Source organism: Planktotalea arctica, from assembly GCF_002105285.1.
GTDB classification, from domain to species: domain Bacteria; phylum Pseudomonadota; class Alphaproteobacteria; order Rhodobacterales; family Rhodobacteraceae; genus Planktotalea; species Planktotalea arctica.
Genome location: NZ_MUHR01000033.1, coordinates 1 through 15,994 on the forward strand (window position 1 = coordinate 1; position 15,994 = coordinate 15,994).

Annotated in this window: 14 protein-coding genes; 11 read left to right on the plus strand and 3 right to left on the minus strand. The window is 51.2% G+C overall.

Features of this window, described 5'->3' with window-relative positions:
* Positions 1 to 542 precede the first annotated feature (542 nt).
* From B9P63_RS18455 to B9P63_RS18465, 3 genes are read right to left on the minus strand one after another with little or no spacing between them, the layout of a single operon-like run.
* Complete coding sequence (locus B9P63_RS18455; protein ID WP_085311568.1) at positions 543 to 1,346, minus strand: carbohydrate ABC transporter permease; 804 nt, start codon at positions 1,344 to 1,346, stop codon at positions 543 to 545.
* Positions 1,347 to 1,348: 2 nt separating this feature from the next.
* On the minus strand, positions 1,349 to 2,224 hold the full coding sequence (locus B9P63_RS18460) for a carbohydrate ABC transporter permease (RefSeq protein ID WP_085311570.1): 876 nt from the start codon (positions 2,222 to 2,224) through the stop codon (positions 1,349 to 1,351).
* 24 nt (positions 2,225 to 2,248) lie between these two features.
* Positions 2,249 to 3,016 carry a DeoR/GlpR family DNA-binding transcription regulator gene (locus tag B9P63_RS18465; protein WP_085311572.1) on the minus strand — a complete coding sequence of 256 codons (768 nt, stop codon included), beginning with the start codon at positions 3,014 to 3,016 and terminating at the stop codon, positions 2,249 to 2,251.
* A gap of 295 nt (positions 3,017 to 3,311) precedes the next feature.
* Between B9P63_RS18465 and glpD the strand changes: the two genes are divergently transcribed.
* The 11 genes from glpD (at position 3,312) to B9P63_RS18520 (ending at position 15,806) form a co-directional block, all read left to right on the plus strand.
* Positions 3,312 to 4,913 (plus strand): glycerol-3-phosphate dehydrogenase, encoded by a 1,602-nt coding sequence (gene glpD / locus B9P63_RS18470; RefSeq protein WP_085311573.1) that lies wholly within the window; start codon positions 3,312 to 3,314, stop codon positions 4,911 to 4,913.
* A gap of 8 nt (positions 4,914 to 4,921) precedes the next feature.
* A complete protein-coding gene (locus tag B9P63_RS18475) occupies positions 4,922 to 6,010 on the plus strand; it encodes an ABC transporter ATP-binding protein (protein WP_085311575.1) in 1,089 nt (362 codons plus the stop codon).
* A gap of 12 nt (positions 6,011 to 6,022) precedes the next feature.
* Complete coding sequence (locus B9P63_RS18480; protein ID WP_085311577.1) at positions 6,023 to 7,102, plus strand: ABC transporter ATP-binding protein; 1,080 nt, start codon at positions 6,023 to 6,025, stop codon at positions 7,100 to 7,102.
* Positions 7,103 to 7,155: 53 nt separating this feature from the next.
* Entirely contained in the window at positions 7,156 to 8,028 is an 873-nt protein-coding gene (locus B9P63_RS18485) for a carbohydrate ABC transporter permease (protein WP_085311579.1), read from the plus strand.
* Positions 8,028 to 8,879: a carbohydrate ABC transporter permease gene (locus tag B9P63_RS18490; RefSeq protein ID WP_085311581.1), complete on the plus strand. Its 852-nt coding sequence runs from the start codon at positions 8,028 to 8,030 to the stop codon at positions 8,877 to 8,879. Before B9P63_RS18485 ends, B9P63_RS18490 begins: the two co-directional genes overlap by 1 nt.
* A gap of 16 nt (positions 8,880 to 8,895) precedes the next feature.
* Positions 8,896 to 9,168, plus strand: a complete 273-nt coding sequence (locus B9P63_RS18495; RefSeq protein WP_085311583.1) for a DUF2160 domain-containing protein — start codon at positions 8,896 to 8,898, stop codon at positions 9,166 to 9,168.
* Between the two features lie 69 nt (positions 9,169 to 9,237).
* Entirely contained in the window at positions 9,238 to 10,959 is a 1,722-nt protein-coding gene (locus B9P63_RS18500; RefSeq protein ID WP_085311585.1) for an ABC transporter substrate-binding protein, read from the plus strand.
* A 134-nt stretch (positions 10,960 to 11,093) separates the two neighbouring features.
* Positions 11,094 to 12,581 (plus strand): glycerol kinase GlpK, encoded by a 1,488-nt coding sequence (gene glpK, locus B9P63_RS18505; protein ID WP_085311587.1) that lies wholly within the window; start codon positions 11,094 to 11,096, stop codon positions 12,579 to 12,581.
* Between the two features lie 9 nt (positions 12,582 to 12,590).
* Entirely contained in the window at positions 12,591 to 13,586 is a 996-nt protein-coding gene (locus B9P63_RS18510; RefSeq protein WP_085311589.1) for a class 1 fructose-bisphosphatase, read from the plus strand.
* Between the two features lie 5 nt (positions 13,587 to 13,591).
* Positions 13,592 to 14,653, plus strand: a complete 1,062-nt coding sequence (gene fba, locus B9P63_RS18515; RefSeq protein ID WP_085311591.1) for a class II fructose-bisphosphate aldolase — start codon at positions 13,592 to 13,594, stop codon at positions 14,651 to 14,653.
* A gap of 10 nt (positions 14,654 to 14,663) precedes the next feature.
* On the plus strand, positions 14,664 to 15,806 hold the full coding sequence (locus B9P63_RS18520) for an iron-containing alcohol dehydrogenase (RefSeq protein ID WP_085311593.1): 1,143 nt from the start codon (positions 14,664 to 14,666) through the stop codon (positions 15,804 to 15,806).
* The last annotated feature ends 188 nt before the right edge of the window (positions 15,807 to 15,994 follow it).

Here is a 15,994-nt window from a genome sequence, read left to right on the forward strand (position 1 = left end):
CGGCTTCGTCCAAGAGCCCACTTTACCTGTTTTCTGTACCGCAGCTAAAGTCTGCTTTCGGGAAATAGCGATTTGAAGTTTGGTAGAGCCTGTCCAAAGCAGTCATTTGTCTTAACCAAGCCCGCTGAAGTGCAGAGCCCTAAAGCAGACGTTGGGCGCCCCTGCAGAATTCGAGCGCATTAGCTTCTCTCAATGCGGGACAAAATGGTCATGTGCTCGTGAACAATGAATGTCCGCACAGCTCTAGACTGATAGCCCCTGTGCAGGGCGTACATTTTATTCATTTGGGCGTGCAAAAACTCGCACGAGTGTGTCAATGTTGAATTGGTCATCGTAGACGCTGGGTGGGTAGCACGGATGAGGCATCATCGCGTTAAATGGGCCATTTTCCGCAACCAGTCATCCACCTTCAAGAACCCACAGTCATTTGAAAAAATAGTTTGAGAAGCTACTTGGCGTAGTCTATCTTAACTCGAATGAACCGCTCGATTGTTGATGGTATTCAGACGCGGGTCGAATTTTATATATATAAATCAATAGTTTCAGACCTTACCAATTTTGAAGCCACGAGATAAATGATGGCGCATTGCGAAAAGCAATATTGCACCTGGAATCATTGATGCGGCTGTAACGGCCATCACCAAACCAATGTCTGTTTGAAACCCGAACAACGCATTGATCGCCATACTGATCGGCTTGCCGTTGGTGGTCGTCAGAATGCGGGCAAAGACAACCTCGACCCAAGAGAACATGAAACAAAAGAATGCTGTCACTGCTATGCCGGGCGCGATTTGTGGTAAAAGAACCTTCCAGATGAAGCGCGGGCGAGAGTACCCGTCTAAGAAGGCAGTCTCATCCATTTCTTTGGGGATGGCCGAGATGAAGCCCTGCAAAATCCAAATTGAAATAGGTAAATTGAACAGACAATGTGCCAATGCAATTCCGAAAACTGAATTCACGATTCCAAGACTTGAGAATAGCTGAAAGATTGGCAGCGTTAGCACGACGGGCGGTGTGATCCGGAAGGCAATGAAAGCCAAAAACAGGTGCTTATCGCCCACGAAAGACATCCGCGAGAACGCATATGCGGCTGGGATCGCGACAGGTATTGTGATGCAAATATTGATGAAGACATATGCGATTGAATTGATGAAGGCAGACCGCAAGTTAGCATCTTCCCAGATGCCTGCGTAATTGCGCAGCGTCATGCTGCCAACGTCCACACCCGGTTTGGGCAACGTCGCAATAAAGCTGATGATCGTCATTTGAACCAGTGGCAGGCATGCAAAAGCGATGAAGGCCCACAAAACGACCGTTTTGACAAAAGGAAGCGACCGGATCAGCATGATTAGGTAGCCTTTCCAGATGATCCGTCATCAAGCTTGCCTTGGGCCTTGCTGAACATCCAGGCGACCATCAGAATAATCATGAAATACAATACGGATCGCGCGGCGGATGGGCCATAGTTGAAGGCTTTGATCTCTTCCCCCAGATCCACGGCCAAAAACATGGTTGCACCATTCGGTCCGCCTGCGTTGATCGGAAATGCCTCTGTGTAGATCATGAAAGAATCCATGAACCTTAACAGGATAGCCATGAGTAGGACGTGGTAAAGCTTGGGAAGTTGGATGAACCGAAACACCTGCCACGGGCCAGCGCCATCGATTGCAGCAGCCTGATAATATGATGCTGGAATGATTGTCAGTGCACTATAGCACAAGATTACGACCAGGCTTGTCCAGTGCCACACATCCATCACAATGATTACGAGCCACGTATGAACGACGGACAACTTCCAATCTACCGACCAGCCCATACTCGGCAAGATCCGCCCCAGAATACCTGTGTCTGGGTCCAGCAAGCTAAGCCAAAGGGACGGGATCATATTCCAGGGCACCAAAAGCGGCAGGGCAACAACGGCGAGGGTGACCCCGATCCAGAACTTGCGCCTGGGAATACAAAGGGCAATCGCGATTCCAAGTGGAATTTGGATCAACAATACCAACATTGAAAACAGTGTACTTCGGCCAAAGCTGGCCCAGAAACGCTCAGAGCCGATGATTGCATCGTACCATTCAGTCCCGATCCAGAACCGCGCATCCAAAATGAAAATTTCAAAGAATGAATAGTTGATCACTGTAATGAGAGGGACCAGTCCGACGAGACCCAGAACCAGCACAGCAGGTAAGACAAATATCCAGCCGGTGTTGGTGTTATCTTTCATTTCAGTTTTCCAAGTGTGACGCCATCAGGCGCTTGGTGCTATGATGATTTCGGTCTCTAAACTTTCAGCTTTAACCATAAAGGCTTCCGTCAGTTCGCAGTCAGAAATAAGTACGTCGACGTCCCCAAGAGAACAGATTGTTAGCGGCGCCTTGCGTTGGAACTTTAGGTGGTCGGCAACCACCATTACCTTGCGCGATCTTTGAATGGCAGTGCTGCTCACCATGACTTCTTGCCCATCAAAATCAAGCAAGTCCCCGTCCGTATCGATGGCCGAGCAGCCAAGGATTGAGTAGTCGAACTTGAATTGTTTGACCATTTCAACTGTTAATCCACCCACAATGCCACCATCTGAACGACGTAGCACGCCGCCAGCCAACATGATTTCGCAGCTGTTGTTGGTGGTAAGAATGTTCGCAATGTTGAGGTTATTCGTCACAACCAAAAGGTTTTCATGGTCCAGTAATTCATGTGCGACCGCTTCGGTAGAGGTCCCGATGTTCATGAAAACGGATGAACCGTTTGGTATCGCCTGCGCGCATGCGGCGGCTATTGCTTTCTTGCCCGCTTCGTTCAGTCGGCGACGCTCTTCGTACTGGATGTTCACGACTCCGGATGGCACGACGGCCCCTCCGTGGACCCTATCAAGTCGCCCTGCGTCGGCCAAATCAGACAGGTCTCTCCGGATCGTTTGAACAGTAACGTCGTAAAAATCGGCAAGACCGTCGACGGTAACCTTGCCCTCTTTGCGGGCGAGTTCCAGTATCTCTTTTTGTCGGAAATTTGAGACCAATTTTACCTCCTCAGTTTCCCGTAACAGCTTCGTAAAATAGTAAGGCCAGGCGGCTCTGGCTGGTGGCTTACAATCAACAGTCCGACCGAATCGTCAAGCCATTGAAGCTGTTTAGTTTGCGAAGAACCACCGCAACTTGATAAAACGACCAATATTAACCACTGATATCAGCAATTTAGGTAAAAACGAATATAAACGAACATTCGTTATTGCCATGCGCAACGATTGATGTTGTTGTTACTGCAACGTCGCAAGCTGGGAGGCCGCGACGCAAAATGGATGCGGGGAGGCTTCATTGGATCTGTGCGAACATCACGATACAGTCGATCTGTTTGTTATTGGCGGTGGCATCAATGGATGCGGCATTGCTCGTGACGCAGTTGGCCGTGGGCTGAGCGTAGAGCTGGCAGAAATGAACGACCTGGCATCTGCAACCTCGTCTGCTTCAACAAAATTGTTTCACGGTGGCTTGCGTTATCTCGAATATTGGGAATTCCGGCTTGTGCGCGAAGCGTTGATTGAACGTGAAACGCTACTGCGTGCAATGCCGCATATCTCTTGGCCAATGCGTTTTGTGCTGCCCTACCATGCAGACATGCGGTTTGAAGGTGACACGCCAACATCCAAAGTGCTGAGCGTCTTGATGCCTTGGATGAAAGGCCGCCGTCCTGCCTGGCTTATTCGGTTGGGCTTGTTTCTATATGACAATCTGGGCGGGCGTGAAATTCTAAGAGGCACAACATCTCTCAAGCTGGCAGGGTCGCCTGAAGGGGTGCCGCTCCAAGAGCGGTTTGAAAAAGCTTACGAGTACTCGGATTGTTGGATTGAAGACAGCCGACTGGTCGTTTTGAACGCCCGCGACGCCGAAACGCGCGGTGCGCGTATCAATGTACGCACCAAGGTGGCAGCGGCCGAGCAAGTTGACGGCATTTGGCATGTAACCCTTGAACCAAAAGACGGAGGCGATCGTCGTGTTGTTAAAGCGCGGATGCTGATCAACGCTGGCGGGCCTTGGGTCGAAGATATCATCAAGAATGCCGTGCGTATCAATGCAACTGAAGGTGTGCGTTTGGTGCGTGGCAGTCATGTCGTAACGCCAAAGCTTTATGATCATGACAAGTGTTATTTCTTTCAGGGTGAAGATGGCCGGATCATATTTACGATCCCCTATGAAACAGATTTCACTTTGATAGGCACCACTGATGCGGATCACGATGATGTCTCCGAAAAACCTATATGCTCACCAGATGAACAGCTTTATCTTGTCAATTTTGCGTCTAACTACTTCAAGAAACCTGTTACAATCGATGACATCGTATGGACCTATTCTGGCGTCCGTCCACTTTATGATGATGGTGCAACCTCAGCCACTGCTGCGACCCGCGACTACGTTTTGACGGTGAATGAAGCTGCTGGCGCGCCAATGCTGAACGTCTTTGGTGGTAAGATCACAACATACCGTAGGCTTGCCGAAAGTGCGCTTGAGAAAATCGCACCGTTTTTTCCACAGACCGGCAAACCTTGGACCGCTGGCGTTGCTCTTCCTGGGGGTGACTTTCCGGTTGATGGCGTTGCGGCGCTGACCGACCGCCTGAATGCGCAGTATCCGTTCCTGACAGATCGTTGGGTGGACCGATTGGTCAAAGCTTACGGAACTGATACGTTCGATGTCTTGCAGGACGCGCAGTCCGAAGCTGATCTTGGTCAGAACTTTGGTGCGGATTTGACAGAAGCCGAAGTGAATTGGTTGATCAACAAGGAATTCGCCCGCTGCGCCGAGGACATCGTCTGGCGCAGATCTAAACTTGGCCTTCGGTTGACGGCTGACGAAATCAAAGTGTTGGATGCGTGGGTCGTAAAAGCCGTAGCAGCATCTTCACAAAAAAACGCAGCGTAGGGAAAGCCATGTCACTTGTACTTGAAGGTGTGTCCAAGGTCGTAAACGGCCAAGCACATATCTACCCCACTGATTTGACACTGCAAAGTGGCACGATGAATGTACTGCTTGGACCAACGTCGTCGGGAAAAACATCATTGATGCGTCTTATGGCGGGCCTTGATGTACCGAACACCGGCAAGATTATTTGGGACGGCAATGACGTTACCGGCATGCGGGTCCAAGATCGCCGCATAGCCATGGTTTACCAGCAGTTCATTAATTATCCTTCAATGACGGTGTATGAAAATATCGCAAGCCCAATGCGGTTGCTCAAGCAATCAGCCGCCCAGATTGATGATGCTGTCAAAAGGGCCGCCGATCTGATGAAACTTGCGCCATTTCTGGATCGTAAGCCGTTGGAATTGTCAGGTGGTCAACAACAACGCTGTGCGTTGGCGCGTGCCTTGGTCAAAGATGCAGGCCTTGTGCTGTTGGACGAACCTCTGGCCAACCTTGACTATAAGCTGCGCGAGGAACTGCGCGCCGAAATCCCAAGGATCTTCGAAGAGGCGGGTTCGATTTTTGTTTACGCGACAACTGAACCAGAAGAAGCGTTACTGCTGGGCGGAAATACCGCTGCTATGTGGGAAGGCAAAATCACCCAATTCGACAAAACGCCGACCGTTTACAGACAGCCAGTCAATGCCATCACCGCACGAGTGTTTTCTGATCCACCTATGAATTTTCTGAATATACGTAAATCTGGCGATAGCCTACTTTTCGGAGACGGGCAGACAGCAGCCGCATCGGGCACGTTTGCTGGGCTAGGTGATGGCAAATACATGGCTGGGTTCCGGCCCAACCATCTTGAGCTTCAGAGGCATGATCCGAACGCGCTTGAATTTACTGGTAAGCTCAATGTGACAGAGATTACAGGCTCAGAGACTTTCATCCATTTGGATCATGATGGCGAAAACTGGGTTGGACTGGTTCATGGGGTGAAAAATTTGGAAATTGGCGCATCGCTGAATGTCTATCTCGACCCAAAACATGTCTATATTTTTTCGGAAGACGGCACATCGGTTGCCCCCGCTTCTTATGCAATCGCAGCTTGAGGGAGAAAACTAATGGCAAAAATCACCCTTGAAAATTTGGCACATTCCTATCTGCCAAACCCAAAGTCCGAAGATGATTTTGCTCTGAAAGAGTTAAACCATGATTGGGTCGACGGCGAAGCCTATGCTCTGCTGGGGTCTTCTGGTTGTGGCAAATCTACGCTTTTGAATATTATTTCGGGTCTGCTGCAACCCAGCAAGGGGCGCATCCTGTTTAATGACCGTGACGTGACCATGGCGCCGACAACAGAGCGTAACATCGCGCAGGTTTTTCAGTTTCCAGTCGTCTATGACACGATGACAGTCCGCGATAACCTTGCCTTTCCTTTGCGCAACCGCGGTGCTGATCCGAGCTATATCAAGGAACGTGTGCAGCAGATTGCTGCGATGATCGGTATGGAGGCTACTTTGGACCGCAAAGCCCGCGGTCTGACTGCTGACGCCAAACAAAAGATATCGTTGGGTCGCGGCATGGTCCGCGAGGACGTGAATGCGCTTTTGTTTGATGAGCCGCTGACAGTGATTGACCCGCATATGAAATGGGAATTGCGCACCCAGCTAAAGTCGCTGCATCACGAATTTGGTCATACAATGATCTACGTTACACATGACCAGACCGAGGCGCTGACGTTTGCGGACAAAGTGGTTGTAATGTTTGATGGGCGCGTCGTGCAGATGGGCACGCCGCAGCAGCTTTTTGAAACACCGGAACATACATTTGTAGGTTATTTTATCGGCTCACCCGGCATGAACTTGCTGGATGCCAAGGTAGATGGCGATACAGCAGTGATTGCGGGAACTCAGATTTCACTTGGTAAAGGTTTTGGAACCCCAACTGGTAAAACGGAATTAGGCATACGCCCAGAATTTACATCGCTTCAGTTTGGTAATGAAGGCTTGCCGGTAACGATCAAACGGGTCGAGGACGTTGGCCGCCACAAAATTGTGCGCGCTGATTTTCAGGGCACTGAGATCAATATTATAGCCGCAGAAGGTGAAAGTATTTCGCCGGATATGAACCGTGTCGTTTTCGATACGGCAGGTATCAACGTCTACTCAGACAGTTGGCGCGTCGCGCCATTGGTGGCCTGATATGCTCCTGAACCTGAACCGCTCTTCACTTAATCTGCCGCGAGGAAATCAGCATGAATAAGACAGTCAATCAAAAGGCCTGGTTCCTCATTTTACCTGTGCTTTTGCTCGTCGCATTTTCTGCGGTCATTCCGCTGATGACAGTCGTAAACTATTCCGTGCAAGACACATTCGGCAATAACCAGTTCTTTTGGGCTGGGCTGGAATGGTTCGAACAGATGTTGGCATCCGAACGGATGTGGGATGCTTTGGGCCGTCAAATAGCGTTTTCAGCGATTATTCTCGCTATCCAAATTCCACTGGGTGTTTTCATTGCACTTAACATGCCGAAAAAAGGTTTCTGGGCCTCGGTTTGTTTGGTGCTGATGTCGCTACCTCTGCTTATTCCTTGGAACGTTGTGGGGACGATTTGGCAGATCTTTGGACGCGTCGATATTGGCCTGCTGGGCTATACGCTGAACGCGATGGGGGTCGATTATAACTACACCCAGAATTTCTATGCTGCATGGATCACTCTTATCGTGATGGATGTCTGGCATTGGACATCACTTGTGGCATTGCTGGCTTATGCAGGCCTGCAGTCGATCCCGGATGCTTATTACCAAGCCGCTAAGATTGATCAGGCGAGCCGATGGAAAGTGTTCCGCTTTATTGAACTACCTAAGATCATGGGTGTGTTGATGATCGCGATCCTGTTGCGCTTTATGGACAGCTTTATGATCTACACTGAGCCATTCGTGGTCACAGGTGGTGGCCCCGGCAACTCGACGACATTCTTGTCAATCGACTTGGTGAAAATGGCTCTGGGACAGTTTGATCTTGGTCCCGCCGCAGCCTTCTCGATCATGTATTACCTCGTGATCTTGGTGGTGTCTTACGTGTTCTACACCGTCATGACGAACCTCGACAAAAGGGATGGCCACTGATGTCTGACATGACCCACACCATCCCGAAAGCCCGCAGCTTTGGCTTGCCCAAAGTTAATGGCAGTGCCGTCGTCATGAGCCTGTATCTGCTGTTTTTATTGCTGCCTATTTATTGGCTGGTGATGATGAGCTTGAAAACAAACTCGGAAATCCTCAACACCTTCACGCTTTGGCCTCGCGATCTGACCTTTGATAACTATCTGACAATTCTGACTGATGCATCGTGGTACACGGGTTATCTGAACTCGATGACGTATGTTGTGATGAACATGGTCATCTCACTGGCTGTCGCGCTGCCTGCAGCATATGCGTTCAGCAGGTACACATTCCTTGGTGATAAGCATCTGTTCTTTTGGCTGTTGACCAACAGAATGGCGCCGCCTGCAGTCTTCGCTTTGCCGTTCTTCCAGCTGTATAGCTCGGTTGGATTGTTCGACACGCACATCGCTGTGGCGTTGGCGCACTGCCTGTTCAATGTGCCATTGGCCGTTTGGATCCTAGAAGGGTTTATGCGCGGCGTGCCGAAGGAAATTGACGAGACCGCATATATCGATGGCTATTCGTTCCCGCGGTTCTTTGTTCGGATTTTCACTCCGCTCATCGCTTCGGGCATCGGTGTAACGGCGTTCTTCTTGTTCATGTTCAGCTGGGTCGAACTGCTGCTTAGCCGCACGCTGACAAGTGTCGAGGCAAAACCGATTGCCGCAACGATGACCCGTACTGTTGGTGCCTCTGGGATTGACTGGGGTGTGTTAGCGGCGGCTGGGGTTTTGACAATCCTGCCGGGTGCTTTGGTTATCTATTTTGTCCGCAACTACATCGCCAAGGGCTTTGCCCTGGGCCGCGTTTAAGAGAGGGGAGACCACAATGGAATGGATGGCATGGACATGGCCGACGGCTACTTTCTTCGCAATTATCGCGGCCACACTAATCACTTTTACGGTCATGGCGATCAAATATCCTGAGGCACCGCGCGTCGGTATCCTTCGGATCGAAACGACCCGTGGTGACAGATTGTTCATCACGCTGCTGGGCTCGGCCTTTCTTAATTTGGCTTGGCTTGGCTTATTCGACGTGCCCCAATGGGGGGCGCTGATTGTGTGTTTCTTTTACGCCTTAGCTGTTTTTCGCTGGGTGTAACCGAATGGTTGATCCGGCGCGCAAGAACCGGATTACCTTCACTGTTCTTATTTTAGGGAGGAACAAAATATGACCTTGCGACTTAAAGGAACGACTGCGTTAGGACTTGCTGCTTGCATGTTCGCCGCACCTGCGTTCGCAGATATGGAGGCCGCCAAGGCATTCCTTGATAGCGAAATTGGGGAAATGTCGACGTTGACACGGGCTGAACAAGAAGCTGAGCTTCAGTTTTTTGTCGATGCTGCTGAACCATATGTCGGGATGTCGATCAACGTTGTGTCTGAGACGATCGGTACTCATGAGTATGAGTCCAATGTTCTAGCACCAGCGTTTGAAGCCATCACCGGAATTAAGGTCACACATGACCTGATCGGCGAAGGCGACGTTGTTGAAAAGCTGCAAACACAAATGCAGTCGGGCGAAAATATCTATGACGCCTATATCAACGACAGCGATCTGATCGGTACGCATTGGCGCTATCAGCAGGCCCGTAATCTGACAGACTGGATGGCTGGAGAAGGCGCCGCGGTGACCAACCCCAACCTTGATCTGGAAGACTTTATTGGTCTTTCGTTCACAACGGGTCCGGATGGCAAAATCTATCAGTTGCCAGACCAGCAGTTCGCGAACCTTTATTGGTTCCGGTATGATTGGTTCAACGACGATCAGAACAAAGCCGACTTCCAAGCGACATATGGTTATGAACTAGGTGTTCCAGTGAACTGGTCTGCGTACGAAGACATCGCAGAATTCTTCACTGGTCGCGATCTGTCGCGTCTTGGTGTTGAAGGCGACGTCTTTGGCAACATGGACTACGGCAAGAAAGATCCATCCTTGGGCTGGCGCTATACTGATGCGTGGTTGTCCATGGCTGGAGCCGGCGACATTGGTGAGCCAAACGGCCTGCCAGTTGACGAATGGGGTATCCGGGTCAATGAAAACTCGCAGCCAGTTGGTTCGTGTGTTGCGCGTGGTGGTGCAACCAACGGCCCAGCAGCAGTCTATGCTGTGACCAAAGCAATCGAATGGCTGGAGAAATACTCTCCACCTGCCGCTGCTGGTATGACATTCTCTGAGGCCGGTCCAATTCCTGCGCAGGGTAACGTCGCACAGCAGATGTTCTGGTACACTGCGTTTACGGCCGCATCGGTAGAACCCGATTTGCCCGTAATGAATGAAGATGGCACGCCAAAGTGGCGTATGGCACCTTCGCCACACGGCGCTTACTGGACCGAAGGCACCAAGATCGGCTACCAAGACGCCGGTTCATGGACGCTGATGGAATCTACACCAGTAGATCGTGCACAGGCTGCGTGGCTTTATGCGCAGTTCGTGACATCCAAGACGGTAGACGTGAAGAAAAGCCATGTTGGTCTGACATTCATTCGCGAATCAACGATCCAGCATGAAAGCTTTACAGAGCGTGCACCACGTTTGGGTGGTCTGATTGAGTTTTATCGCTCACCAGCACGGGTTCAGTGGTCACCAACGGGTACCAACGTTCCTGACTATCCTAAGCTGGCTCAGTTGTGGTGGCAGAACATCGGCGACGCAATGTCCGGTGCAAAGACACCTCAGGAAGCACTCGATTCACTTTGCGCAGATCAGGAAGCCGTTTTGGCCCGTCTTGAGCGTGCTGGTGTCCAGGGTGAATTTGGCCCACTTTTGAACGAAGAAAGTGATCCGTCTTTCTGGCTTGACCAGCCAGGTTCTCCGAAGGCGCAACTGGAAAACGAAGACGAAACTCCAGTGACCATCTCTTATGATGAGCTGATCAAATCCTGGCAGTAAATCTATAGTCTAGGGCCAAGCGATCGGCCCTAGTTTCTACCTTCTCCCAGAGCCGGCGGGCAATCGTCCGCCGGTGAAATCAGCGGCTACAATTTGTGGCCGCTTTTTTTTGACCTAAAGCATCGGGGACGTCCATGACCTACATCCTTGCTATTGATCAGGGAACGACATCGACACGTGCGATTGTTTTCGACGGCGCGATGACTTCGGTATTCCAAGCTCAACAGGAATTTACACAACACTTTCCAAAATCGGGCTGGGTGGAACATGATCCTCAGGATTTGTGGGACTCCACTGTCGCGACTTGTCACGAAGCGATCGCAGGTGCAGGCATATTAGCCTCGCAAATTGCAGGGATTGGTATAACGAACCAACGCGAAACAGTAATCGTTTGGGACAAGCTAACAGGCGAGCCCATTCATAACGCTATTGTCTGGCAAGATAGACGCACCGCCGATCAGTGTCGCCATTTGCGCGAAGCAGGGCACGAAGCGATGATCACCGCCCGCACCGGACTTTTGCTTGATCCATATTTTTCAAGTACCAAGCTGGCGTGGATTTTGGACAACTTTGATGGTGCGCGTACCCGTGCGGCCAAAGGAGAGCTGTTGTTTGGCACCGTTGATAGTTTTCTGGTTTGGAAGCTAACCGGCGGCGCGGTTCACGCCACAGATGCCACGAATGCAGCCCGCACCATGCTTTATGATATTCATAAAGGAAGATGGAGTCAGACGATCTGCGACTTACTGGATATCCCGATGCAAATGTTACCGCAGGTGAAAGACTGTGCAGCAGATTTCGGCCAAACGCTACCTAAGCTTTTTAGTAGCGAAATCCCCATTTACGGCGTTGCTGGCGACCAGCAGGCTGCCACTATCGGGCAGGCGTGTTTTGAACCTGGAATGTTGAAATCAACCTATGGCACGGGGTGCTTTGCGCTGCTCAATACGGGGGATACGCCCGTCCAGTCAGATCATCGGCTACTGACCACAATTGCCTACCAACTGGATGGTAAGCCGACCTATGCGCTCGAAGGATCGATCTTTGTTGCTGGTGCCGTTGTGCAATGGCTGCGCGATGGATTACAAATCATTGGCGATGCGGCTGAAACACAGGCGTTGGCGGAAAGTGCCGATCCGCATCAGAACGTGGTCCTTGTCCCTGCTTTCGTCGGTTTGGGCGCGCCTTATTGGAACCCTGATTGTCGTGGGGCCGCGTTCGGGTTGACCCGCAGCACGGGTCCCGCAGAAATGGCCAAAGCTGCGCTTGAAAGCGTGGGCTACCAGACGCGCGACTTGTTAGACGCTATGTCTGCCGATTGGCAGATGGAAGGGGTCCAGCCTATCCTGCGCATCGATGGTGGTATGTCCGCCAGTGATTGGGCGATGCAGTTTTTGTCCGATATCATCGCAGCCCCTGTGGATAGGCCTATGATCCATGAAACGACTGCACTTGGTGTGGCATGGCTCGCTGGTATGCGTGCGGGAATTTATCCCGATCAACACAGCTTTGCTGCCTCTTGGGCGAGGGAAACCCGATTTACCCCAACGATGGACGCAGATCTACGTGATGCCAAATACGCGTCTTGGAAAAAGGCCGTTCAGGCCACCCTGAGCTATTGAGGACCAACAATGACCGAAACAACTCTTCGACGTCATCTGACGCAAAGTGCGCTGGATCCAAATCTGATCTTCCTGCTTGAGGATATCGCGAGTGCCTGCCGCTCTATTGCAAGCCTTGTGCGTAACGGTGCATTCGAAGGCAATCTGGGCTCTGCAAACGTGGAAAATATTCAGGGTGAAACACAAAAAACCCTCGATATATTGGCCAATGATGAATTTGAACGGATATGTTCCAATTCGCCGAGGCTTGCGGCGCTCATCTCGGAAGAGGTCGAAGAGGTCACATGGCTGAAAGAGCCAAAAGCCGGAGATTATCTGCTGTACTTTGACCCATTGGATGGGTCGTCCAATTTGGATGTGAACTTGTCGGTCGGATCCATCTTTGCGGTCATGCAGGTACAATCTGATGGCGATCGCAACGTACTGCTAGAAGGCCGCCGTCAGGTCTGCGCTGGCTATGCGCTGTACGGTCCATCGACAATGCTTGTGTTGACCGATGGGACCCAAGTCACCGGATTTACTTGCCACAATAGCACTGGCGATTTCCGCCTGACGCACCCCAATATGAAGGTTCCGGCCGAGACGTCTGAATTTGCAGTCAATACATCGCGTTACCGGTACTGGGACACCCCGGTCCGCCGCTATGTTGATGAATGCGTTGCTGGCGAAACAGGTGTCCGGAAACGGGCGTTCAATATGCGCTGGACGGCTTCGATGGTGGCGGAAATCCACCGCATCCTAACGCGTGGTGGGGTTTTCTTGTATCCGGCGGACAGCAACAACCGCAAAGCCGGTGGCAAATTGCGCTTGATGTATGAGGCGAACCCGATGGCCATGATCATTGAGCAGGCCGGTGGTGCAGCCTCGACTGGATTCACTTCCATATTGGATATCCAGCCGAATGGACCGCATCAGCGCATTCCCGTCATACTCGGCTCGCAATCTGAAGTGGACCGCTTGACTGACTACCACAATGCCAACCATTCATCCGAAACGAAGGAATAGTACCTATGGCTCTAGTGTCTCTTCGCCAACTGCTGGACCACGCCGCAGAACACACCTATGCGCTGCCAGCATTCAACGTGAACAACATGGAACAAATGTTGGCCATTATGGCCGCCGCAGACGCAACCGGCAGCCCCGTTATCATGCAGGCCAGTCGAGGTGCGCGCGCATTTGCAAACGATATTGTGTTGTCGCATTTGATCCGGGCAGCGATAGAACTCTATCCACATATCCCTGTCTGCATGCATCAAGATCACGGAAACTCACCTGCGACTTGCATGTCTGCAATCACCAATGGGTTTTCATCCGTTATGATGGACGGATCATTATTGGGTGACGGGAAAACCCCGTCTGACTTTGCCTATAATGTCGCGGTTACAGCCAAGGTCGTTGAAATGGCACATCTTGTCGGGGTGTCTGTTGAAGGAGAACTTGGGCACTTAGGATCACTTGAGACTGGCAAAGGTGAGGTCGAGGACGGACATGGGTTTGAAGGCACGCTTGATCTGGGGGCACTCGTGACGGACCCCGAGGAAGCAGCAGAGTTTGTCCGCCTTACGCAAGTTGATGCCTTGGCAGTTGCGATTGGCACATCACATGGTGCCTATAAATTCTCGCGCAAACCCGATGGGGATATCTTGGCAATGGACACACTGAAGGACATTCACGCGCGCATCCCTGAGACACATCTGGTTATGCATGGATCGTCTTCTGTCCCACAAGAACTTCAGGATATCATCAATGCTTACGGTGGAGAAATTGCGCCAACTTGGGGTGTCCCAGTCGAAGAAATCGCACTTGGTATTAGGTATGGTGTGTGCAAGGTGAATATAGATACAGATCTTCGTATGGCTCTAACGGGTGCCATCCGAAAGGTCTTCGCCGAAAACCCAAGCGAGTTTGATCCACGCAAATATTTGGCACCTGGCGTTGAAGCAATGTCTGCTGTCTGCCGGGATCGGTTTGAACGCTTTGGAGCAGCTGGGATGGCAGACAAAGTCTTGCCAGTTTCGTTGCCAAATATGGCCAAGTACTACGAAGTTTCCAGTCTTTCACAAGCGTCATGAGGTTATCGTAATGTTTTCCTTTTTTAGTCCGCAAGCGATCCATTTTGGACGTGGACAAAGCCTACAAACTGCGGCGTTTGCAAAGGCATTCGGCGAAAACGTTTTGCTGGTTCACGGGTCAACCGCCGCACGCGCGGAATGGCTGGTAAAATTGTGCCACGAAGCAGGGCTGACATTGAGAACGGTAAGTTGTCAACAAGAGCCCAGTTTGCCCGATATAGAATTGTCATTGGCCCAGTTGGCAGGCTTTCGTCCAGATGTTGTGATTGCGTTGGGTGGCGGCTCGGTCATCGATTTCGGCAAAGCTTTGGCCGGACTTCTTCCGTGTGCAGGGCAGCCTTTGGACTATCTGGAGATCGTGGGCGCAGGTCGACCATTGGATCATCCACCAATCCCAATGATTGCGTTGCCAACGACAGCTGGAACAGGTGCTGAAGTAACCAAGAACGCTGTTATTTCGGTTCCGGAACACGCCATCAAAGTCAGCCTTCGCGACCCACGCATGGTTCCAGATATCGCAATTGTTGATGCGAACCTCATGCAAGGGGCACCCAAACGTGTTGCTCTAGCGGCCGGGCTTGATGCGGTAACACAAGTGATCGAACCTTACCTTTCAGTAAAATCCAACCCGATGACCGATGCCATCTGCTATGCCGCCATTCCAATCGGACTGAAAGTGATACGCGATTTGGTGGAAAATGACGCATCCGACGCGTGGGATAGCATGGCATGGGTCAGCACATGTGGTGGTTTGGCCTTGGCCAACTCAGGACTTGGTGCTGTTCACGGATTCGCGGGGGTCATTGGGGGCAAGACGCACGCCCCTCATGGGGAAATTTGTGGCGCACTTCTTCCTGCAGTTCTGGAATCGCACCAGCGCAAAGCGCAAGAAGGAACTAAAGTTCATGATCGGTTGCAGTGGGTATTACATCAGATTGATACGTACTTTGCGCACACAGGGAACGGCAACGGGTTATTTGCGCTAAAGCTCTGGTCGAAAGAAATGGGGCTGCGTGGTTTGAAAGAGCTTGGACTATCGTCTGCTGAATATACCCAGGTTGCTAAAGCTGCGTCCAAATCGTCATCCATGAAAGGCAACCCCTTCGATCTTTCACACGAAGAACTTCTGCGAGTATTGCACTCTGCAGACTGAAATAGCCGCTCACCTAAAGTGGTTCTTGATGTCTTCATGTGGTTGTACTGTTCTGTTTCGTCACACATCCGCCGGCCAGCGCGTACGAATTTGCGCACCCGGCGATCGCAATATCCCCCAGAGAAAGCCCCATTCGGGTGCAGTGCACTTATGACGACGCGTGAGTTCGGCCTGCGGATTTCAGAATT